Origin of the sequence: Mesorhizobium escarrei (assembly GCF_935825525.1) — a bacterium.
Classification (GTDB): domain Bacteria; phylum Pseudomonadota; class Alphaproteobacteria; order Rhizobiales; family Rhizobiaceae; genus Mesorhizobium; species Mesorhizobium escarrei.
The window spans coordinates 85,148-104,920 of sequence record NZ_CAKXZT010000168.1; the positions used below are offsets into that span (position 1 = coordinate 85,148).

General features: G+C 63.3%; 19 protein-coding genes. 13 read left to right on the forward strand and 6 right to left on the reverse strand.

Translation table 11 applies throughout. From position 1 onward, the window contains the following. Positions 1–196: 196 nt before the first annotated feature. From NMG80_RS31320 to NMG80_RS31330, 3 genes are all read left to right on the forward strand, one after another. Positions 197–715: an RrF2 family transcriptional regulator gene (locus NMG80_RS31320; RefSeq protein ID WP_254021704.1), complete on the forward strand. Its 519-nt coding sequence runs from the start codon at positions 197–199 to the stop codon at positions 713–715. 18 nt (positions 716–733) lie between these two features. Continuing rightward, positions 734–1,192, forward strand: coding sequence for a carboxymuconolactone decarboxylase family protein (locus NMG80_RS31325; protein ID WP_254021705.1), 459 nt, complete (start codon positions 734–736; stop codon positions 1,190–1,192). A gap of 63 nt (positions 1,193–1,255) precedes the next feature. Then, positions 1,256–1,633: a DoxX family protein gene (locus tag NMG80_RS31330; protein WP_254021706.1), complete on the forward strand. Its 378-nt coding sequence runs from the start codon at positions 1,256–1,258 to the stop codon at positions 1,631–1,633. Between the two features lie 82 nt (positions 1,634–1,715). Here the strand turns inward: NMG80_RS31330 and NMG80_RS31335 are convergent, their stop codons facing one another. After that, positions 1,716–2,345 carry a TetR family transcriptional regulator C-terminal domain-containing protein gene (locus NMG80_RS31335; RefSeq protein ID WP_254021707.1) on the reverse strand — a complete coding sequence of 210 codons (630 nt, stop codon included), beginning with the start codon at positions 2,343–2,345 and terminating at the stop codon, positions 1,716–1,718. Between the two features lie 255 nt (positions 2,346–2,600). Here NMG80_RS31335 and aptA point away from each other — a divergent pair, with 255 nt between their 5' ends. Genes aptA through hydA form a run of 3 tightly spaced genes read left to right on the forward strand, consistent with a single transcriptional unit; the run spans position 2,601 to position 6,749 of the window. Then, positions 2,601–3,929 (forward strand): omega-aminotransferase AptA, encoded by a 1,329-nt coding sequence (aptA, locus tag NMG80_RS31340; RefSeq protein WP_254021708.1) that lies wholly within the window; start codon positions 2,601–2,603, stop codon positions 3,927–3,929. 57 nt (positions 3,930–3,986) lie between these two features. Further along, complete coding sequence (locus NMG80_RS31345) at positions 3,987–5,237, forward strand: Zn-dependent hydrolase (protein ID WP_254021709.1); 1,251 nt, start codon at positions 3,987–3,989, stop codon at positions 5,235–5,237. A 60-nt stretch (positions 5,238–5,297) separates the two neighbouring features. Next, a complete protein-coding gene (gene hydA, locus NMG80_RS31350) occupies positions 5,298–6,749 on the forward strand; it encodes a dihydropyrimidinase (protein ID WP_254021710.1) in 1,452 nt (483 codons plus the stop codon). Between the two features lie 77 nt (positions 6,750–6,826). On the opposite strand, the gene NMG80_RS31355 is transcribed toward hydA, so the two are convergent. Beyond that, on the reverse strand, positions 6,827–7,231 hold the full coding sequence (locus NMG80_RS31355; protein ID WP_254021711.1) for a cupin domain-containing protein: 405 nt from the start codon (positions 7,229–7,231) through the stop codon (positions 6,827–6,829). A 116-nt stretch (positions 7,232–7,347) separates the two neighbouring features. Here NMG80_RS31355 and NMG80_RS31360 point away from each other — a divergent pair, with 116 nt between their 5' ends. The 5 genes from NMG80_RS31360 (at position 7,348) to NMG80_RS31380 (ending at position 12,266) form a co-directional block, all read left to right on the forward strand. After that, the gene (locus tag NMG80_RS31360) at positions 7,348–8,139 is read left to right on the forward strand and encodes an ABC transporter ATP-binding protein (RefSeq protein WP_254021712.1); all 792 of its coding nucleotides are present in this window, start codon (positions 7,348–7,350) and stop codon (positions 8,137–8,139) included. Positions 8,140–8,570: 431 nt separating this feature from the next. Next, positions 8,571–9,449, forward strand: a complete 879-nt coding sequence (locus NMG80_RS31365; RefSeq protein WP_254021713.1) for an ABC transporter permease — start codon at positions 8,571–8,573, stop codon at positions 9,447–9,449. Then, a complete protein-coding gene (locus NMG80_RS31370) occupies positions 9,446–10,582 on the forward strand; it encodes an ABC transporter permease (protein WP_254021714.1) in 1,137 nt (378 codons plus the stop codon). Before NMG80_RS31365 ends, NMG80_RS31370 begins: the two co-directional genes overlap by 4 nt. 77 nt (positions 10,583–10,659) lie before the next feature. Then, positions 10,660–11,631: an ABC transporter substrate-binding protein gene (locus NMG80_RS31375; protein WP_254021715.1), complete on the forward strand. Its 972-nt coding sequence runs from the start codon at positions 10,660–10,662 to the stop codon at positions 11,629–11,631. Between the two features lie 185 nt (positions 11,632–11,816). After that, positions 11,817–12,266 (forward strand): CHRD domain-containing protein, encoded by a 450-nt coding sequence (locus tag NMG80_RS31380; protein WP_254021716.1) that lies wholly within the window; start codon positions 11,817–11,819, stop codon positions 12,264–12,266. Between the two features lie 247 nt (positions 12,267–12,513). On the opposite strand, the gene NMG80_RS31385 is transcribed toward NMG80_RS31380, so the two are convergent. The 3 genes from NMG80_RS31385 to NMG80_RS31395 form a co-directional block, all read right to left on the reverse strand. Further along, positions 12,514–14,163 carry a thiamine pyrophosphate-binding protein gene (locus tag NMG80_RS31385; RefSeq protein ID WP_254021717.1) on the reverse strand — a complete coding sequence of 550 codons (1,650 nt, stop codon included), beginning with the start codon at positions 14,161–14,163 and terminating at the stop codon, positions 12,514–12,516. Further along, entirely contained in the window at positions 14,160–15,335 is a 1,176-nt protein-coding gene (locus NMG80_RS31390; RefSeq protein ID WP_254021718.1) for a CaiB/BaiF CoA transferase family protein, read from the reverse strand. The genes NMG80_RS31385 and NMG80_RS31390 overlap by 4 nt, the downstream gene beginning before the upstream one ends. Before the next feature lie 211 nt (positions 15,336–15,546). Then, positions 15,547–16,482 (reverse strand): alpha/beta fold hydrolase, encoded by a 936-nt coding sequence (locus tag NMG80_RS31395; protein WP_254021719.1) that lies wholly within the window; start codon positions 16,480–16,482, stop codon positions 15,547–15,549. A gap of 200 nt (positions 16,483–16,682) precedes the next feature. Here NMG80_RS31395 and NMG80_RS31400 point away from each other — a divergent pair, with 200 nt between their 5' ends. After that, complete coding sequence (locus NMG80_RS31400; protein WP_254021720.1) at positions 16,683–17,705, forward strand: ribonuclease T2 family protein; 1,023 nt, start codon at positions 16,683–16,685, stop codon at positions 17,703–17,705. Between the two features lie 170 nt (positions 17,706–17,875). Here the strand turns inward: NMG80_RS31400 and NMG80_RS31405 are convergent, their stop codons facing one another. After that, the gene (locus NMG80_RS31405; RefSeq protein ID WP_254021721.1) at positions 17,876–18,031 is read right to left on the reverse strand and encodes a hypothetical protein; all 156 of its coding nucleotides are present in this window, start codon (positions 18,029–18,031) and stop codon (positions 17,876–17,878) included. A gap of 40 nt (positions 18,032–18,071) precedes the next feature. Between NMG80_RS31405 and ettA the strand changes: the two genes are divergently transcribed. Continuing rightward, positions 18,072–19,721, forward strand: a complete 1,650-nt coding sequence (ettA, locus tag NMG80_RS31410) for an energy-dependent translational throttle protein EttA (RefSeq protein WP_254021722.1) — start codon at positions 18,072–18,074, stop codon at positions 19,719–19,721. The last annotated feature ends 52 nt before the right edge of the window (positions 19,722–19,773 follow it).

Sequence of the window (19,773 nt, forward strand, 5' to 3'; positions counted from 1 at the left end):
GAATAGGTCGTCCCCCTCTCCGTCCCGGCGAACTAGGGGTTCCTCTCCCCACTTCGTGGGGGCGATGAACCCAAGTCCTGCAAAGTAGCGCCTGCGGGGCAATAAAGGGCGGCGCACCCGCCAAAGTGGGACATTTTTTAATTGCGGATAAGAATTATCCATGATAAATGATATCCATGAATTGTGACTCAGAAAAATGAAGCTGGGCGAGGGCGTTGAAGCGGCCATCCACTGCGCTGCCATGCTTGCCGGCGTGGAAGGCGTGGCGACCATGCCGGGTGCGGCCATGGCGGAAGCGTTCGGCCTGTCGCCAAGCTATCTGCTCAAGCATCTCAACGCGCTGACGGCGTCGGGCATCCTGGAATCGGTGCCCGGGCCATCGGGCGGTTACCGGCTGGCGCGGCCGGCCGAGCGCATAACGCTGCTCGACATCGTGCTCGCCGTGGAAGGACGCGAACCGGCCTTCCGCTGCGGCGAAATCCGTCAGCGCGGGCCGGCCAGGCTCGATGCCTCGGCCTATGTCAAACCCTGCGGCATCAGCGTCGCGATGCTGAGGGCCGAGCGCGCCTACCGTGCCGCACTCGCCGAGGCCCGGCTGTCCGACATCGTTGCGGACTATATGAGCGACGCCGATCCCCGTTCAGTCGCCGCCAACTGCGCCTTTGTCGAGCGCCATCGACGACCGCAGAAATCGAGTTCAACCAAGCAAGTGTGAAGGATAAAGGATAAGAGAATGAAACAGAGGCTGCAATTCTTCGGCGCGGCGCCGGAAATCATGAAGGCGGTGTCGGCGCTCAACAAGGCGGTCGACGAGTGCGGGCTCGAGGAAGGCCTGCTGCATCTGGTCAAGCTGCGGGCGTCGCAGATCAACGGCTGTTCGTACTGCGTCGACATGCACAGCCGCGAGGCGCGCCGCGATGGCGAGACCGAGCAGCGGCTCTATCTCGTCTCCGCATGGAAGGAATCGCCGCTGTTTTCCGAGCGCGAACGCGCTGCCTTGGCCTGGACCGACGTGGTGACGAAGATCGCGGACAGCGGCGTGCCGGACGATCTTTACGCTCGCACGCTTGAACACTTCTCGGAAGAGGAATTGGTCAAGCTGTCCGTCGCGATCGGCATGATCAACACCTGGAACCGGCTCTGCGTTCCCTTCCACGCCATTCATCCGGTAGCGGCGGCCAAGGCCGCCTGAGCGGACGAAACTGGATGCGCGGCCTTAACGCCGCGCGTCTCTTTTTGCTTCAGGATCAAGACCATGTTGTTGAATTTTGAGAATGAGATTCTGGTTGCCGCACGCCTGCTGCTTGGCGGCGCCTTTGTCTTTGCCGGCCTGCGCAACATCCAGAATGCAGGCTTCCTGACCCAGCTGATGACGACGCGAGGCGTGCCCCAGGCGCGGCTGATGCTGTGGCTGGGGATCGTCCTGCAAATCGTTTCCGGAGCCCTGGTGATATCAGGTGTCTGGACCGCTGCCGCGGCTCTGTGCCTGGTGCTGTTCCTGATCGTGGCCACGCCGATGTTCCACAATTTTTGGGACCATCAGGGGTCCGAGCGCGCGTCGCGCATCAACGGCTTTGTCGGCAACGTGGCGCTGACTGGAGGTTTCCTGGCGCTGGCGGCGCAGCCGCTTTGACGGCTCGGTGGCCGCCTCGCGTAGGCAGCCGCCGTAGCCTCTGGCAAACGGACTCAATCTGTCAAACCATATTGGCGTAGCGTCAGGTCTTCGGCTTCAGCCCGTCGATGAACAACTGCTCGAGAAACCTTGCCGCATCCTCGAAGCGGCCGTCGCCGCCGCGGTCGGGGCCGAGCACGGCGCGGACCTGAACGTCGAAATCGGCATAGTGCTGCGTCGTCGCCCAGATCGAGAAGATCAGGTGCCAGGGGTCGGTGGGCGCGATCTTGCCGGCGCGCATCCAGCCCTTGATGACGGCGGCCTTCTCGTCGACCAGCGTCTTCAGCTCACCTTCCAGCATCGGCATGATGCGCGGCGCGCCCTGCAGGATCTCGTTGGCGAACAGCCGGCTTTCCCTAGGGAAATCGCGCGCCATTTCGAGCTTGCGCCTGATATAGCTGCGCAATTCGGTCAGCGGGTCGCCGATGTCGTCGAGTTCGCGCAGCGGCGCCAGCCAAGTATCCAGAAGCCGCTGCATCAGCGTCTCGTGGATATCCTCCTTGCGGCGGAAATAGTAGAGCAGGTTCGGCTTCGACATGCCCGCGGCTTCGGCAATCTGGTCGATGGTCGAGCCGCGAAAGCCGTTGGTCGAGAACACCTCGAGCGCCGCCTCCAGGATGAGCTCGCGTTTTTCCTGCTGGATGCGGGTGCGGCGAGGAGCGGGAATTTCCATGTCGGCCGTCACCGCGGCATACCTTGGGTTGGAGGGTCGTCTGGACCAATTCTCTGGACCAGTTTTTCTCCGGCCTGTGGAGCGCGCCTCAGCTGCCGCATTTCCGCTAGTAATCCCTTGACCGCCGACAGGGCGGTGCTAACGTTTGTCCAACCGGTCAAAAATTTGCGTAGCACGAAAACGCAGCAGAGACCAAGTGTCGGGAAGACCAAGCGTTAGCCGCACCGAAACAGGTTACAAGGGGAAGTCTTGGTCATGTCCAACCGGCTGAAAGTCACGCCGAACGATCTCAGCGCATTCTGGATGCCGTTCACGGCAAACCGCCAGTTCAAGCAGGCGCCGCGCATGATGGTGTCCGCCAAGGACATGCATTACACGACGAGCGACGGGCGCAAGGTTTTAGACGGCACTGCCGGCCTGTGGTGCGTCAATGCCGGCCACTGCCGGCCGAAGATCACCGAGGCGATCCAGAGCCAGGCCGCCGAACTCGACTATGCGCCGGCGTTCCAGATGGGTCACCCGATCGTCTTCGAACTGGCCAACCGTTTGGTCGACCTGGCGCCGGAGGGCATGGACCACGTGTTCTTCACCAATTCCGGATCGGAATCGGTCGAGACCGCGCTGAAGATGGCGATCGCCTATCACCGCGCCAAAGGCGAGGGCTCGCGCACCCGCCTGATCGGCCGCGAGCGCGGCTATCACGGTGTCAATTTCGGCGGCATCTCGGTCGGCGGCATCGTCACCAACCGCAAGATGTTCGGTACGCTGCTCGGCGGCGTCGACCACATGCCGCACACGCACCTGCCCGAGAAGAATTCGTTCACCAAGGGCGTGCCCGAGCATGGCGCGGAATTGGCCAACGAGTTGGAGCGCATCGTCGCGCTGCATGACGCCTCGACCATCGCGGCGGTCATCGTTGAGCCGGTGGCCGGCTCCACCGGCGTCATCCTGCCGCCGAAGGGCTATCTCGAGAGGCTGCGCGAGATCTGCACCAAGCACGGCATACTTTTAATTTTCGACGAGGTCATCACCGGTTTCGGCCGTCTCGGCACGCCGTTTGCCGCCGACTATTTCGGCGTCACCCCCGATATCATGACCACCGCCAAGGGCGTCTCCAACGGCGTCATCCCGATGGGCGCGGTGTTCGTCAAGAAGGAAATCCACGACGCCTTCATGACCGGCCCCGAGAATATGATCGAGTTCTTCCACGGCTACACCTATTCGGGCAATCCGATCGCCTGTGCGGCAGCACTCGGCACGCTCGACACCTATAAGGAAGAGGGCCTGCTGACCCGCGGCCAGGAACTGGCGCCGTATTGGGAAGACGCGCTGCATTCTCTGAAGGGCGAGCCGAACGTGATCGACATCAGAAACATCGGCCTGATCGGCGCGATCGAGCTGGCGCCGATCCCCGGCAGTCCGACCAAGCGTGCCTTCTCGGCTTTTGTGAAAGCGTTCGAGCGCGGCGCGCTGATCCGCACCACCGGCGACATCATCGCGCTGTCGCCGCCGCTGATCATCACCAAGGGCCAGATCAACGAATTGATCGACCATGTGCGTGAAGTGCTGAGGGCGGTGGATTGAGAAACGCGGCGCAGCTTTCCCTGGGGGACGCCGCGCAATCGATGAGGTTCTAGAAAAATGGCCGCTCCCGGCGAGAATCTGCGAATCAATTCAGACCGTTTGTGGGATTCGATAATGGAGATGGCGAAGATCGGCCCCGGCATTGCCGGCGGCAACAATCGCCAGACGTTGACCGACGCGGACGGCGAGGGGCGGCAGCTGTTCAAGCGCTGGTGCGAGGCGGCGGGACTTGAAATGGGCCTCGACGAGATGGGCACGATGTTTGCCCGCCGCGAGGGCACCGAGCCCGATCTGCCGCCGGTCTATGTCGGCAGTCATCTCGACACCCAGCCGACCGGCGGCAAATATGACGGCGTGCTCGGCGTGCTCGGCGGCTTGGAGATCGTGCGCTCGCTGAACGAGCTCGACATCAAGACAAAACATCCGATCGTCGTCACCAACTGGACGAACGAGGAAGGCGCGCGCTTTGCGCCGGCGATGATGGCATCCGGCGTGTTCGCCGGCGTCCTCGACCAGGCCGACGTCTACGAGCATGTCGACAAGGACGGCAAGAAATTCGGCGAGGAGCTCGAACGCATCGGCTGGAAAGGCAGCGAGAAAGTCGGTGAGCGCAAGATCCACGCCTTCTTCGAGCTGCATATCGAGCAAGGCCCGATCCTCGAGGACGAGGGCATCGACATCGGCGTCGTCACCCATGGCCAGGGGCTGAAATGGCTGCAGGTGACGCTGACCGGCAAGGAGGCGCATACCGGCTCGACGCCGATGCCGAAGCGCCGCAATGCCGGGCTCGGCATGGCGCGGGTGATCGAGCTGGTGCACGAGATCGCCATGGACTACCAGCCCGACGCCGTCGGCGCGGTCGGTCATATGGAGGTCTATCCGAATTCGCGCAACATCATCGCCGGCCGCACCATGTTCACCATCGACATCCGCTCGCCGGAAAAGGAGGTGCTCGACGCCCTGGACGGGCGCATCCGCGAAGGCATCGACACGATCTGCGATGCGCTCGACATACAATACGCGATCGAGCAGGTCGGCCATTTCGATCCGGTGACCTTCGATCCGGGCTGCGTCAAGGCTGTGCGGGATGCGGCCGAGCGCCTGGGTTACACGCACCGCAACATCGTCTCCGGCGCCGGCCACGACGCCTGCTGGATCAACCGCGTCGCGCCGACGGCAATGGTGATGTGCCCCTGCGTCGATGGGCTCAGCCACAACGAGGCCGAGGAAATCACCAAGGAATGGGCGGCGGCCGGCGCCGACGTGCTGTTCCACGCGGTGGTGGAGACAGCGGAGATCGTGGGATGAGCTAGAAACCAAGATTCCGAACGCCGCTCCCCAAGAAGCGCGAAGAGAGGGAACAAGAAAATGTCCAAAGTCATCAAGAACGGTACCATCGTCACCGCCGACCGTACATGGAAGGCCGACGTGCTGTTCAAGCACGGCAAGATCATCGCCATCGGGCCGGACCTGCATGGCGACCACGAGTTCGACGCCACCGGCTGCTACGTGATGCCGGGCGGCATCGATCCGCACACCCATCTCGAAATGCCGTTCATGGGCACCTATTCGGCCGACGATTTTGAAAGCGGCACCCGCGCCGCGCTTGCCGGCGGCACTACGATGGTCGTCGATTTCTGTCTGCCGGCGCCGCAGCAGTCGCTGCTCGAGGCCCTGCAGATGTGGGACAACAAGACCTCGAAGGCGTCCTGCGACTATTCCTTCCACATGGCGATCACCTGGTGGGGCAAGCAGGTGTTCGACGAGATGGCCACCGTCGTCGACAAGGGCATCACTTCGTTCAAGCATTTCATGGCCTACAAGGGCGCGCTGATGGTCGACGACGACGAGATGTATTCGTCGTTCCAGCGCTGCGCCGACCTTGGCGCGCTGCCGCTGGTGCATGCCGAGAATGGCGACGTGGTTGCCGCCCTGTCGCAGAAGCTGCTGGCCGCCGGCAATAACGGCCCCGAGGGGCACGCTTATTCGCGGCCGCCTGAAGTGGAAGGCGAGGCGACCAACCGCGCCATCATGATCGCCGACATGGCCGGCGTGCCGCTCTATGTCGTGCATGTCTCCTGCGAGCAGGCCCATGAAGCCATTCGCCGGGCGCGCCAAAAAGGCATGCGGGTGTTCGGCGAGCCGCTGATCCAGCATCTGACGCTCGACGAGAGCGAATATTTCAACAAGGACTGGGACCATGCGGCGCGCCGGGTGATGAGCCCGCCGTTCCGTAACAAATTGCACCAGGATTCACTGTGGGCCGGCCTGCAGGCCGGATCGCTGCAAGTGGTGGCGACCGACCATTGCGCCTTCACCACCAGCCAGAAGCGCAACGGCGTCGGCGATTTCACCAAGATCCCGAACGGCACCGGCGGGCTCGAGGACCGCTTGCCGGTGCTGTGGACCACCGGGGTCAACACCGGACGGCTGACGATGAACGAATTCGTCGCGGTGACCTCGACGAACATCGCCAAAATCCTCAACATGTATCCGAAGAAGGGCGCCATCGTCGAAGGCGCCGACGCCGACATCCTCGTCTGGGACCCGAAGCGCAAGAAGACGATCACTTCCAAGAAGCAGCAGTCGGTGATCGATTACAACGTCTTCGAAGGTTTTGAGGTGATCGGCCTGCCGCGTTTCGTCTTCTCGCGCGGCGAACTGTCGATCCAGGAGAACGAGGTCAAGGCGAAGCCCGGCCATGGCGAGTTCGTCGGCCGTGAGCCGAATGCCGCGGTCAACCGGGCGCTGTCGACCTGGAAGGAAATTTCCGCGCCGCGCAAGGTGGAACGGTCAGGTATTCCGGCGACCGGGGTGTGAGCTTGCGCGGGTTTGTCGAAGTCGGCGCCGCCCCTGAGGGGCAGCGCGAACCTGAAGCGATTGCCCTGAAGCCGGCCTCAGGCGACCAGCCCATCAAGTTCCGGCAGCAGCACGACGCTCTCCTGTTCGTTGGGATCGGTGCGGGCGATGACCGCCGAGGCCGGACTGTCGCTCAGATTGGCCGGCAGATGCGGGACACCGGCGGGAATGTAGAAGAGGTCGCCGGCCTTGGCCACGGTCTGCTGCTCGAGCCTGTCGCCGTACCAGGTGTGGACCTCGCCGGAGAGCACATAGATCGCCGTCTCATGGCTCTCGTGCATATGCGCCTTGGCGCGGGCACCGGGCGGCATGGTGAGCAGGTGCATGCAGATGCCGGTAGAGCCGACCGTCTCGGCGGCGATGCCGGTGAAATAACTCAGTCCCTGCTTGCCTTCATAAGAGCTTTCGGGGCGGATAAGATGGCAGGTGGGTTTGGGCGGCATCGGGAAAACTCCGGGCGTCGATCGAGTGAGACAAGGTAAGTGGAAAGCAGCATTTTGGCAAAAGCAACGGAGGCCCGGCCGGCGCGGCGGCGACGCGAAAAGCCAGGCTGCCGCCGATGACCGGACAGTCGCCAGCCGTCGTTTCGGCAAGCAAGCTCGGCCTGACCTTCCAGACCAGTGACGGTCCGGTGCAGGCGCTGTCGAATGTCGACCTGACCATCGGCAAGGGCGAATTCGTCTCCTTCATCGGGCCGTCCGGCTGCGGCAAGACGACCTTGCTGCGGGTGATCGCCGATCTGGAAAAGCCGACATCGGGAAGCATCTCGGTCAACGGCATAACGCCCGAGCAGGCGCGCCAAAGCCGCGCCTATGGCTATGTCTTCCAGGCGGCCGCACTTTATCCGTGGCGAACCATCGAGCGCAATGTGGCGCTGCCGCTGGAGATCATGGGCCTCTCGAAGACAGAGCAGGCGGCGCGTATCAAGCGCACGCTCGATCTCGTCAACCTGTCCGGCTTCGAGCAGAAATACCCGTGGCAGCTTTCCGGCGGCATGCAGCAGCGTGCCTCGATCGCGCGGGCGCTGGCCTTCGATGCCGATCTTCTGTTGATGGACGAGCCGTTCGGCGCGCTGGACGAGATCGTTCGCGACCATCTCAACGAACAGCTTCTGGAGCTATGGGAGCGGACCAACAAGACCATCTGTTTCGTCACCCATTCCATTCCCGAGGCGGTCTACCTATCGACGCGGATCATCGTCATGTCGCCGCGCCCGGGCCGCGTCAGCGACGTCATCGAATCGACATTGCCGAAAAAGCGGCCGCTCGACATCCGCGAGACGCCGGAGTTTTTGGCGATAGCGGCACGCGTGCGCGACGGCCTCAGGGCAGGGCACAGCTATGAGGATTGAGCAGGATGGGCTCCCTCCTCTCCCCGACGGGGAGAGGGTGGCCGGAGCGAAGCGGAGGTCGGGTGAGGGGGCGGTCACCCGTGCCTTTGTCATCCTAGGGCGGAGCAGCCGCGAAGCGGCGTTCATTGAGAGCGCGGCCAACCACGCCTTCGTCATCCTAGGGCGAAGCAAGGAGCGAAGCGACGCGGCGCAGACCCTAGGATCCATGCCGTTAACTTCGCGCTCCGCAACGGTGCGGAACATCGCTCCCCGTCTTGAGGGAACGTCGACTGCCGTGGCTTGGCTGGCGGATAGTCTGGACCGCTTGCGCCATTCGGCCGAAGTCACGGAATGGATCCTAGGGTCTACGCCCGCCGCTTCGCGGCGGCTCCGCCCTAGGATGACGAAAGCGCGTTACGCAGAGCGTGTGCCAGTCTGGCGAGGACCGCTAGGTGGATAGTTTTCGCGACAAGCTCATCCCGGTGATCTCGATCCTCGCAGGCGTGGTGGTCGCCTGGTACGTTTTCGCCGTCATCCTCAACGCGCCGTTCCAGCGCGATCTCGACCGCCGTGCCGGCGAGACGCCTGATGTTGTGGAGTTCATCGGCAAGACGATGGCGCAGCCGAAGCCGACATTGCCGGCACCGCATCAGGTGGCGGTTAATTTCTTCGAGAACACGTTTCTGCGCAAGGTCACCAGCAATCGCAGCCTTGTCTACAATGCCTGGGTGACGCTGTCCTCGACTCTGCTCGGCTTCGCTTTCGGCACGGCGCTCGGCATCCTGATTGCGGTCGGCATCGTGCATGTGGCGACGCTCGACCGCAGCCTGATGCCGTGGATCATCGCCTCGCAGACCATTCCGATCCTGGCAGTGGCGCCGATGATCATCGTCGTGCTGGCGGCGATCGGCGTCACCGGCCTGATCCCGAAGGCGCTGATCTCGACCTATCTGTCGTTCTTCCCGGTGGCGGTCGGCATGGTCAAGGGCCTGCGCTCGCCCGAACTCACCCATCTCGACCTGATGCACACTTACAATGCCAGCCCCTCGCAGACCTTCTGGAAATTGCGCGTGCCGGCATCGGTGCCGTTCCTGTTCACCTCGATGAAGGTGGCGGTGGCCGCCAGCCTGGTCGGCGCCATCGTCGGTGAGTTGCCGACCGGTGCCGTCGCCGGCATCGGCGCCAAGCTGCTTGCCGGCGCCTATTACAGCCAGACCATCGATATCTGGTCGGCGCTGGTGGCCGGCTCGGTGGTGGCGGCCTTGCTGGTGATGGTGGTCGGCATTGCCGGGCGCCTGGTCGACCGTGCCATGGGCGGGAGGCCGGCATGAGCGATCTCCTGAGCCTTTCGTCGATCACGCCGCGCTCGTGGCAAGGGTATGCCGCGCTTGTCCTTCTTGCTGTGGCGCTGCTTCTTTGGCCGCTTGTCGATGCGGCGCCGGGCTATGGTGTCGGTACCGCGGCTTTGATTTTTTTCCTGCTGCTCCTGGCAATCGAGGCCGATAATTTCCCGCCGGCAATTGGGCTGGTGTTGCTCTTCCTCGGCGCGCATGGCGCGGCGTGGCTGCTGCTCGCCGGCATAAATGGCAATGAAGGCACCGCTCGCGCATCGTTCTATCTGCTGCTTGCTGCGGCATGGCTTCTGGCCTGGCGCTGCGTGACGGTGCTGTCCGCGCTTCGCCCGGCCTCGCGCTGGGCGGCGACCGCTTTACGGCTGATCATCCCGGCGATCTTCGGCGCCTGGATCCTGATCATCTGGGAGGCGGTGACGCGCGGCGCCGGCATCCCTTTCATCCTGCTGCCGCCGCCAAGCGCCATCGGCGTGCGCATCGCCAATTCGCTGCCGGTGCTGGCCGCCGACGTGCGGCAGACCATCTTCAAGGCGGTGATCTTCGGCTACATCGTCGGTAGCGGCGCCGGCTTCATCGCCGCCATCGCGGCCGACCGCGTGCCGTTCCTGCGCCGCGGCTTGCTGCCGATTGGCAATATGGTGTCTGCGCTGCCGATCATCGGCGTGGCGCCGATCATGGTCATGTGGTTCGGCTTCGACTGGCAGTCGAAGGCCGCCGTCGTCATCATCATGACCTTTTTCCCGATGCTGGTGAACACGGTCGCCGGGCTTGCCGCCTCCGGCCATATGGAACGCGACCTGATGCGCACCTATGCGTCGAGCTACTGGCAGACGCTGTTCAAGCTGCGGCTGCCGGCGGCGGCACCCTTCATCTTCAACGCGCTGAAGATCAATTCGACGCTGGCTCTGATCGGCGCCATCGTCGCGGAGTTCTTCGGCACGCCGGTGGTCGGCATGGGATTCCGGATTTCGACCGAGGTCGGACGGATGAACATCGACATGGTCTGGGCCGAAATCGCAGTTGCAGCACTTGCGGGTTCGGTCTTTTATGGCGTGGTCGCTCTTTTCGAGAGAGCCGTCACGTTTTGGCATCCCTCCGTCCGTGGTGGATAGGGGCGGGTTTGGCATCAGGGCGCAATTGAAGGTCCTGATCCTAAAAGGGTGAACACTTAACTCCAGAGGGTAAAAGCATGAAAAGACTTGTTGTTTCGATGCTGGCCGGCGCGATGTCGCTTGCCGCGTTTCAGGCGATGGCCGCAGACAAGGTGACGCTGCAGCTGAAATGGGTCACGCAGGCCCAGTTTGCCGGCTACTACGTCGCCAAGGACAAGGGCTTCTATGAGGCCGAAGGTCTCGACGTCGAGATCAAGCCGGGCGGCCCCGATATCGCGCCCGAGCAGGTGATCGCCGGTGGCGGCGCCGACGTCATCGTCGACTGGATGGGCGGCGCGCTGGCCGCACGCGAAAAGGGCGTGCCGCTGGTCAATATCGCCCAACCGTTCAAGAAGGCCGGCATGCAGCTGGTCTGCCCGAAGGACGGCCCGGTCAAGACCGAAGCCGACTTCAAAGGCCATACGCTCGGCGTCTGGTTCTTCGGCAACGAGTATCCGTTCTACGCCTGGATGAACAAGCTCGGCCTGAAGACCGACGGCGGCCCGGACGGCGTCACCGTGCTGAAGCAGAGTTTCGACGTGCAGCCGCTGATCCAGAAGCAGGCGGATTGCATTTCGGTCATGACCTACAACGAATACTGGCAGCTCATCGATGCCGGCTACAAGCCGGAAGAGCTGATCGTGTTCAACTACTCGGCCATGGGCAACGACCTGCTTGAGGACGGGCTCTATGCCTTGGAGGACAAGCTCAAGGATCCGGCCTTCGAGGACAAGATGGTGCGTTTCGTGCGCGCCTCGATGAAGGCTTGGAAATACGCCGTCGACAATTCCGACGAGGCGGCCGAAATCGTCATGGACAATGGCGGCCAGGACGAGAACCACCAGAAGCGCATGATGGGCGAAGTCGCCAAGCTGATCGACAATGCCGACGGCAAGCTCGACCCGGCGACCTACGCGCGCACCGCCAAGGCGCTGCTCGACCAGAAGATCATCACCAAGGAGCCGACCGGCGCCTACACGACCGCCATCACCGACAAAGCCATCAAGTAACGGCCATCAAGTAGGCGATCAAGTAGGCGATCAACGGGGCCTCGGGGCTGCAATTCGAAAAGGGGCGGGCGACCGCCCTTTTTGCTAGGGATGTAAAATAGCCGTTACTGGTGGAAACATCCGCTCGCCACAACCGTTGTTGCGGTGCATCCTCAGCGGATGTCATCGCCACAACGGAGATTTCCATGCGCATGCAATCTTTCTCGCCGGTGCTTTCGGCGCTGGCTGTTTCGGCTTCCATCCTGTGCGCGTCACCGGCCTTGGCCGATAAGATGAAGATGAAGGCGACGCTCGATGGCGCTCAGCAGAATCCACCCGTCACCACTGAGGGCAAAGGCGAGGCCACTCTCGGCTTCGACACCGACACGAAACAGCTGACCTGGAACGTGACATATTCAGGTCTCAGTGGACCGGCGACGGCCGGACATATTCACGGTCCGGCAGCAAAGGGTGAAAATGCCGGCGTCGTCGTCCCGTTCAAGGGCGCTCCGAAAAGCCCGTTCAAGGGGGCGGCGGTCCTGACCGACGCGCAGGCTGCCGACCTGATGGCCGGCAAATACTACATCAACATCCATACGGCGGCCCACAAGGACGGCGAGATCCGCGGGCAGATCGAGAAGGCGGCAACGATGTAGCGGAACGTCGCCGGAGAGGGCGCTGCGTTAAGCTGTCAAAGTCTGCGGGACAGCGCCCCCCTCTGTCCTGCCGGACATCTCCCCCACTTGGGGGGAGATCGGATGTCACAATTGCTTTCGCCAATTTTCAACGTAAGAGGAAAGGCAGGGCAATGAAGCCGCCGATCTCCCCCCAAGTGGGGGAGATGCCCGGCAGGGCAGAGGGGGGCGCGAAGGAACTCGGCCTGACTAGCTATGCCTCTGGCGCTTACGACCTGTCCCGTATCTGGGTCATCGTCCGGGTCGGCGTGATCGCCTCGGGGTCGAGCTTGATTTCGACGATCGACGGCTTGCCGCTGGAGCGCGCGCGTTCGAAGGCCGGCGCGAAGTCGGCCGTCTTCTCGACCGTTTCGCCATGGCCGCCATAGGCGCGGGCGAGCGCCGCGAAGTCGGGATTCTTCAGGTCGGTGGCGACGACGCGGCCCGGATACTCGCGCTCCTGGTGCATGCGGATGGTGCCATAGATGCCATTGTTGACGACAACGACGATGATCGGCAGATCGTACTGCACGGCGGTGGCGAACTCTTGGCCGTTCATCAGGAAGCAGCCGTCGCCGGCGAAGGCGATCACGTCGCGCTCGGGGAACAATTCCTTGGCAGCGACCGCCGCTGGCGTGCCGTAGCCCATCGAGCCGGCGGTCGGTGCCGCCTGCGTGGCAAAGCGGCGGGAACGGTGGAAACGGTGCACCCAGGTGGCGTAATTGCCGGCGCCGTTGGTGAGGATGGCGTCGTCGGGCAGCATTTTTTCGAGATAGTCCATGATCGGCCCCATCTGGACGGCGCCGGGACCGCTTTCGGGCGGTGTCGACCAGTCGAGATAGGCGGCGTGCAGCTTCGCTGTTTCATCCGCCCATGCAGGCGTGGCGGCCGGCTTGCGCCCGGCAAAGGCTTCGACGAAGGCGGACGGCGACGCGTTGATCGCCAGCGTCGGCCGGTAGACGCGGCCGAGCTCGCCGGCGTCGGCGTGGACATGGACCAGCGTCTGGTCGGGGTAGGGGCTCTTGAGCAGCGTATAGTCGGAGGACGGCATCTCGCCCATGCGGCCGCCGATCAGCAGCACGAGGTCGGCCTGCTTGATGGCGGTCGCCAGCTTCGGGTTGATGCCGATGCCGACATCGCCGGCATAGTTCGGGTGGAGATGATCGAACAGCATCTGGCGGCGAAAGGAGCAGCCGACCGGCAGCGCCCAGGCTTCGGCGATCGTCCGCATCCGCGCCACGGCCTCCGCATCCCAGCGCGTGCCGCCGAGGATGACGAAGGGGCGCTTTGCCTTGTTGAGAAGCTTTTCCAGCGCATCAAGCTCGGCCTCGCCCGGCCGCGTTTCGACCGGCGTGTGGGGCAGGGCTTCCGGCGCTTCCGCCAGGCTGGTCAGCATGTCTTCAGGCAGCGAGATGACGACCGGGCCGGGACGGCCGGAGGTCGCCACCGCGAAGGCGCGGGTGACGAATTCGGGAATGCGCGCGGCGTCGTCGATCTCGACCACCCATTTGGCGATGTCGCCGAAGAACCTGGCGTAGTCGACCTCCTGGAACGCCTCGCGCTGCTTGGCGTGGCTGGCGACTTGGCCGATGAACAGGATGACGGGCACCGAATCCTGCATGGCGATGTGGATGCCGGCCGAGGCGTTGGTGGCGCCGGGGCCGCGGGTGACGAAGCAGATGCCAGGCTTGCCGGTCAGGCGGCCATGGCAATCGGCCATCATCGCGGCACCGCCTTCCTGGCGGCAGACGATGGTGCGGATCGGCGAATCGTGCAGCGCGTCGAGCACCGCAAGGTAGGATTCGCCGGGCACGCAATAGATACGCTCCGTTCCGTTGGCTTCGAGCGCATCGACGATCAATTGTCCGCCGGTCTTCATTTTCCTGACCTCTCCAGTTCGGCAAGGATTTCTTCGGTGTGTTCGCCGAGGCGCGGCGAGGACCGCTCATAGACCAGCGGCGTGGCCGACATGACCATCGGCGCGCGCACCGAGGGCAACAGATTGCCGTGGCCGTCGTCGAGGTCGAGCCGCATGCCGCGCGCGATGGTCTGCGGGTCGGCGAACATCTCGCCGATCGTGTTGATCGGGCTGGCAGGCACGCCAGCCGCCTCCAGTTTGGCCAGCAGCGGATCGCGATCGAAGGTTTTCAGCGCCTCGATTATATGCTCGCGCAGCTTCGCCCGGTTGGCGACCCGGGCGGGGTTGGTGGCGAAATCAGGGTCGGATGTCAGGTCGCCCAAGCCGACGGCTGCGCAGAATTTGGCGAACTGGCCGTCATTGCCGATGGCCAGGATGATATGGCCGTCCCTCACCGGCACCACTTCGTAGGGCGCGATGTTCATATGCGCATTGCCCATCTGCACCGGCGATTTTCCCGAGACCAGATAGTTGAGGTTCTGGTTGCCGAGCGCCGAGATCTGGCTGTCGTAGAGTGCCATGTCGATATGCTGGCCTTCGCCGGTCTTCTCGGCGTGGCGAAGTGCGGCCTGAATGGCGATTACCGAATAGAGGCCGGTGAAAATGTCGGATATGGCGACACCGGCTTTTTGCGGCTCGCGGCCAGCCTCGCCGGTGATCGACATCATGCCGGCCATGCCCTGGATGATGAAGTCATAGCCGGCACGCGGCGCATAGGGCCCGTCCTGGCCGAAGCCGGTGATCGAGCAATAGACCAGCCGCGGGTTTATTTCCCTGAGGCTCTTATAGTCGAGGCCGTGTTTCTTCAGCCCGCCGAGCTTGAAGTTCTCGATCAGCACGTCCGATGTCGCGGCCAGCCGGCGCACGGTCTTGGCGCCTTCGGGCGTCGAGAAATCGATGGCGATGGAGCGCTTGCCGCGATTGCAGGAATGGTAGTAGGCGGCCGAGAGGTTTTCGCCGTCATGGCTCATGACGAACGGCGGACCCCATTTGCGGGTGTCGTCGCCGCCATCCGGGCTCTCGACCTTGATCACGTCGGCGCCGAGATCGGCAAGCAGTTGCCCGGCCCACGGTCCGGCCAGGATGCGGGCGAGCTCGATTACGCGGACGCCTTTCAGCGGAGGCTCAGTCATGGATTACCGTGTTGATCGGAAACGCAGGCTCTAGTCCTCTTTGTTATGCATGTCGTTATCCCAAACCGCTGCGCACCCTAGGCTCTAGACCGAGGCCGTTTGGGCAACATGCACTATCAATCCCGCGTGCTGCTGTCACGGCTCTTGCAATGGGCCAAACCCGATTATGCCCCAAACCCGATTATGCCAATGTCGACCGTGCCAATCTCGATCACGCTTGTTTCAGCACGCTGTCGGCCCATGCGGCGAAATCGTCCATGATGATATTTCGATTCACCTCGTTCAGGCTTTCGTGGCGGGTCTCGGCGTAAACCTTTGAAACGAGATTCGAAAAGCCCATCCTGTGCAGGCGCCCAGCGAGATGGCTGACCGCCTTGCCGCCGTCGGTGGCGGGATCCTTTTCGCCGCCGACCAGGCAGATCGGCAGGGTCTTGCGGATGCCGGAAAATTTGGTGTCGTCGGCGCCGTCGAAGACAAAGCCGAACAGATCGCGCCACATCGACACCGAGGCATCCCAGCCGCACAGCGGATCGGCGATGTATTTGTCGACTTCGGCCGCGTCGCGCGACAGCCAGTCGAACGGCGTCCGGTGATCGGGGACGGCCTTGCCCCAGGCCTGGAAGGTCAGTCTCGGCAGCATGCGCGACGGCATGTCGGAGCCGAGCCGGAATTTTTCCCAGGCCAGGATGATTTGCGCGGCACGACTGGCCAGTCCGGCGGAAAAATTGGCGTTCCAGATGGCGGCGGCGTGCAGCCGGTTCGAATGATGAAGCATATAATTCAGCGCGACGAGGCCGCCCATGGAATGGCCGAAGACGATGACGGGCAGGCCTGGATGGTCGCCGGCGATCAGGTCATGCACGGCGGCGACATCGGCGATGACCTTGGCGCCGCCATCCACTTTGGCGAATGTGCCGAGCGGAGCCTCTGGCGCCTTGGTTGCGCCATGGCCGCGATGGTCATGGGCATAGACATGGAAGCCGCACTCGCCCAGAAATGTAGCGAAGCGGACATAACGCGCCGCGTGTTCGGCCAGTCCGTGATTGATCTGGACGACTGCGCGCGGGCGGCCCTCGGCGCGTTTCACATAAAGGTTGAGCTCGGCGCCGGTCGGCGATCGCAGCACGCGCTTTTGGCTGAATGACATTGTCGCTTCGTCTCCAACGCGTATTTGCGCCTGCGAACATTTGTGTGCGCCGACGCCGGTTTTGCGTCAATCCGTTGGCGGTGTTTCGCAGCGCTGTTCTTGCGCCGCAACGCGGAGCATCGCAATTCTGACATCGAGAATTTGCTACCACGAGAGGGCGGCGGTCTGTTGCCGCAGCACTTTGCAACCGGGGAGTACCCATGCGTACGCTGACAGGCCTTGTTTTCGGATTGGCGCTTGCCGCCGTGCTTACGGGTGGTGCGCGGGCCGAGGTCAAGATGAGCGGCTCTTTCGTCGCCGACGCCACCTGCCCGGCGACGCAGGCCATCAAGAGCGGCAAGAATCCCGGTGATGTCTCGACCGATGCGGGACAGAGCTACGAGCTGCTGGCTGGCAACAAGGATGCCCCCACGCACTATCTGATCCGCGTGCCGGGGGCCGATCCGGAGCGCCGCTGGGTGAAGGTCGATTGCGGCCATGTTTCAGGTGGCAGCGCGTCCACCGAACCGGCAGCACCCGTGCCGGCCGACCGGGAGACGTCTGCTGCGCCGGCTTCGGGAAAGCCCGAATATGTCCTCGCTCTGAGTTGGCAGCCGGCTTTTTGCGAAACCAAGCCCGGCAAGACCGAATGCAAGGCGCAGACCGCGGCCGGTTTTGAGGCGACGCATTTCACCTTGCATGGGCTGTGGCCGCAGCCGAACGGAAATTTCTATTGCCAGGTGGCAGCGGCCGACAAGGCGAACGACAATCCGGCGCACTGGCAGGATCTGCCGCCGGTCGAGCTTGAGCCGAACACGCGGTTGGAGCTCGATCGGGTGATGCCAGGCACCGCATCGGCTCTCGACAGACATGAGTGGATCAAGCATGGCACCTGTTACGGTAAGAGCCAGCAGGCGTATTTTTCCGATGCGCTGAACCTGACGCGCGCGGTGAATGCGTCATCCGTGCGTGATCTTTTCACGCAAAAAATTGGCCGGGATCTAACCTCCGACCAGATCCGTGCCGCCTTCGACAGTGCCTTTGGTCCCGGCGCCGGCGAGCGGGTTCGCGTCTCCTGCGTGAAAGATCCTTCGAGCGGTCGGCGGCTGATCGACGAGCTGACGCTCGGCCTGACCGGCCCGATCGGCCCGAACTTTTCGCTCAGTGAACTGTTGCTGGCATCAGTGCCGACGAATAATGCCGGCTGTCCGAAAGGCATCGTCGATCCGGTGGAGTTCCAGTAACACGCCGAGCCGGCGGGAGCCTATGCGCCGATGCCGCGCGCCGACCCAGGTATGTTGATATTCAGGGGATGCCGGCGCGGTCCCTGCGCTTCCGGTGCTCAGCGTACCCGAAAGTACGCTTCGCTCCGGTTCTCGCAATCCACCATTCTCGGCGCGGCCGGGCCCGAATCTCACCACACCTTAGTTCGCGCGGTGAGGCTGTCGGCCACATAGCCGCCGGGTTCGCCGACGGCGCGGTCGCGCCGTCTCGGCCCGAAGACAAATCCGAAATGCCAAAACAGTTTGCCGTTCGGCGCGGCATCGCCTACATAGCGCGCAACTTCCATTCAATCCGACATTCCAGTCGACTTTTCAGGGAAAGCGCGCGTGGCACGCCAGTTCATCTATCACATGGCCGGCCTCAACAAGGCCTATGGCACCAAGAAGGTGCTCGAGAACATCCATCTCTCTTTCTACCCGGACGCCAAGATCGGCATCCTCGGGCCGAACGGCGCCGGCAAGTCGACCATCCTCAAGATCATGGCCGGCATCGACAAGGAGTGGAGCGGCGAGGCGTGGCTGGCCGAAGGCGCCACCGTCGGTTACCTGGCGCAGGAGCCGGCGCTCGATGCGAGCAAGACCGTGTTCGAGAACGTCATGGAAGGCGTCGCCGCGAAGACCGCGATCATCGAACGCTACAACGAATTGATGATGAACTATTCCGACGAGACGGCCGACGAGTCGGCCAAGCTCCAGGACGAGATGGACCGGCTCAACCTGTGGGATCTCGAACAGCAGGTCGAGATGGCGATGGAAGCGCTGGGCTGCCCGCCCAAGGAAGCCGACGTCACCAAGCTGTCGGGCGGCGAGCGCCGCCGCGTGGCACTGTGCCAACTGCTGCTGCGCCAGCCCGACCTCCTGCTGCTCGACGAGCCGACCAACCATCTCGACGCCGAGACGACGGCGTGGCTGGAAAAGCATCTGCGCGCCTATCCCGGCGCGGTGATGATCATCACCCACGATCGCTACTTCCTCGACAATGTCACCGGCTGGATCCTCGAGCTCGACCGCGGCCGCGGTATTCCCTATGAGGGCAACTACACCAAATATCTCGAAGCCAAGGCCAAGCGGCTCAAGCAGGAGGGCCGCGAGGACGACGCGCGCCAGCGGGCGATCGGCCGCGAGCGCGAGTGGATCCAGTCCAGCCCCAAGGCCCGGCAGACCAAGTCGAAAGCGCGCATCCAGGCGTTCCAGGATCTGCTGGATGCGGCCGACAAGCGGCGTCCGAGCGACACCCAGATCGTCATTCCGCATGGCGAGCGGCTCGGCAATGTGGTGATCGAGGTCGACGGCCTGTCGAAGGGTTTTGGCGACACGCTGCTGATCGACGATCTCGAATTCAAGCTGCCGCCCGGCGGCATCGTCGGCGTCATCGGCCCGAATGGCGCCGGCAAGACGACGCTGTTCCGCATGATCACTGGCCAGGAAAAGCCGGATGCCGGCACGATCCGCGTCGGCGAGACGGTCAAGCTCGGCTACGTCGACCAGAGCCGCGATGCACTCGACCCGACCAAGACCGTCTGGGAAGAAATCTCGGGCGGCGCCGAAGTGGTCAAGCTCGGCAAGTTCGAGGCCAACACCCGCGCCTATTGCGCCTCGTTCAATTTCCGCGGCGGCGATCAGCAGCAGAAGGTCGGCAATCTATCCGGCGGCCAGCGCAACCGCGTCCATCTCGCCAAGATGCTGAAGACCGGCGGCAATGTGCTGCTGCTCGACGAACCGACCAACGATCTCGATACCGAAACGCTGGCGGCGCTCGAAGACGCGCTGGAAAACTTCGCCGGCTGCGCCGTCATCATCTCGCACGACCGCATGTTCCTTGACCGGCTGGCGACGCACATCCTTGCCTTCGAGGGCGACAGCCATGTCGAATGGTTCGAGGGCAATTTCGAGGATTACGAGCAGGACAAGATCCGCCGTCTCGGCCCCGACGCCGTCAACCCGCACCGCATGACGTATAAGCGGCTGACAAGGTAGCCTCGATCCGTTGCAGACGATCGTCGTTTGACCTAAATTGATCGAATGGAGT

Excerpts from the sequence above, each read along its gene's own strand:
- NMG80_RS31405 (WP_254021721.1), bottom strand. The coding sequence starts at position 18,031 with ATGGAAGTTGCGCGCTATGTAGGCGATGCCGCGCCGAACGGCAAACTG.
- NMG80_RS31325 (WP_254021705.1), top strand. The coding sequence starts at position 734 with ATGAAACAGAGGCTGCAATTCTTCGGCGCGGCGCCGGAAATCATGAAG.
- NMG80_RS31400 (WP_254021720.1), top strand. The coding sequence starts at position 16,683 with ATGCGTACGCTGACAGGCCTTGTTTTCGGATTGGCGCTTGCCGCCGTG.
- NMG80_RS31360 (WP_254021712.1), top strand. The coding sequence starts at position 7,348 with ATGACCGGACAGTCGCCAGCCGTCGTTTCGGCAAGCAAGCTCGGCCTG.
- NMG80_RS31320 (WP_254021704.1), top strand. The coding sequence starts at position 197 with ATGAAGCTGGGCGAGGGCGTTGAAGCGGCCATCCACTGCGCTGCCATG.
- NMG80_RS31390 (WP_254021718.1), bottom strand. The coding sequence starts at position 15,335 with ATGACTGAGCCTCCGCTGAAAGGCGTCCGCGTAATCGAGCTCGCCCGC.
- NMG80_RS31335 (WP_254021707.1), bottom strand. The coding sequence starts at position 2,345 with ATGGAAATTCCCGCTCCTCGCCGCACCCGCATCCAGCAGGAAAAACGC.
- NMG80_RS31370 (WP_254021714.1), top strand. The coding sequence starts at position 9,446 with ATGAGCGATCTCCTGAGCCTTTCGTCGATCACGCCGCGCTCGTGGCAA.
- NMG80_RS31385 (WP_254021717.1), bottom strand. The coding sequence starts at position 14,163 with ATGAAGACCGGCGGACAATTGATCGTCGATGCGCTCGAAGCCAACGGA.
- NMG80_RS31395 (WP_254021719.1), bottom strand. The coding sequence starts at position 16,482 with ATGTCATTCAGCCAAAAGCGCGTGCTGCGATCGCCGACCGGCGCCGAG.
- NMG80_RS31380 (WP_254021716.1), top strand. The coding sequence starts at position 11,817 with ATGCGCATGCAATCTTTCTCGCCGGTGCTTTCGGCGCTGGCTGTTTCG.
- NMG80_RS31345 (WP_254021709.1), top strand. The coding sequence starts at position 3,987 with ATGGCCGCTCCCGGCGAGAATCTGCGAATCAATTCAGACCGTTTGTGG.
- aptA (WP_254021708.1), top strand. The coding sequence starts at position 2,601 with ATGTCCAACCGGCTGAAAGTCACGCCGAACGATCTCAGCGCATTCTGG.
- NMG80_RS31375 (WP_254021715.1), top strand. The coding sequence starts at position 10,660 with ATGAAAAGACTTGTTGTTTCGATGCTGGCCGGCGCGATGTCGCTTGCC.
- hydA (WP_254021710.1), top strand. The coding sequence starts at position 5,298 with ATGTCCAAAGTCATCAAGAACGGTACCATCGTCACCGCCGACCGTACA.
- NMG80_RS31330 (WP_254021706.1), top strand. The coding sequence starts at position 1,256 with ATGTTGTTGAATTTTGAGAATGAGATTCTGGTTGCCGCACGCCTGCTG.
- NMG80_RS31355 (WP_254021711.1), bottom strand. The coding sequence starts at position 7,231 with ATGCCGCCCAAACCCACCTGCCATCTTATCCGCCCCGAAAGCTCTTAT.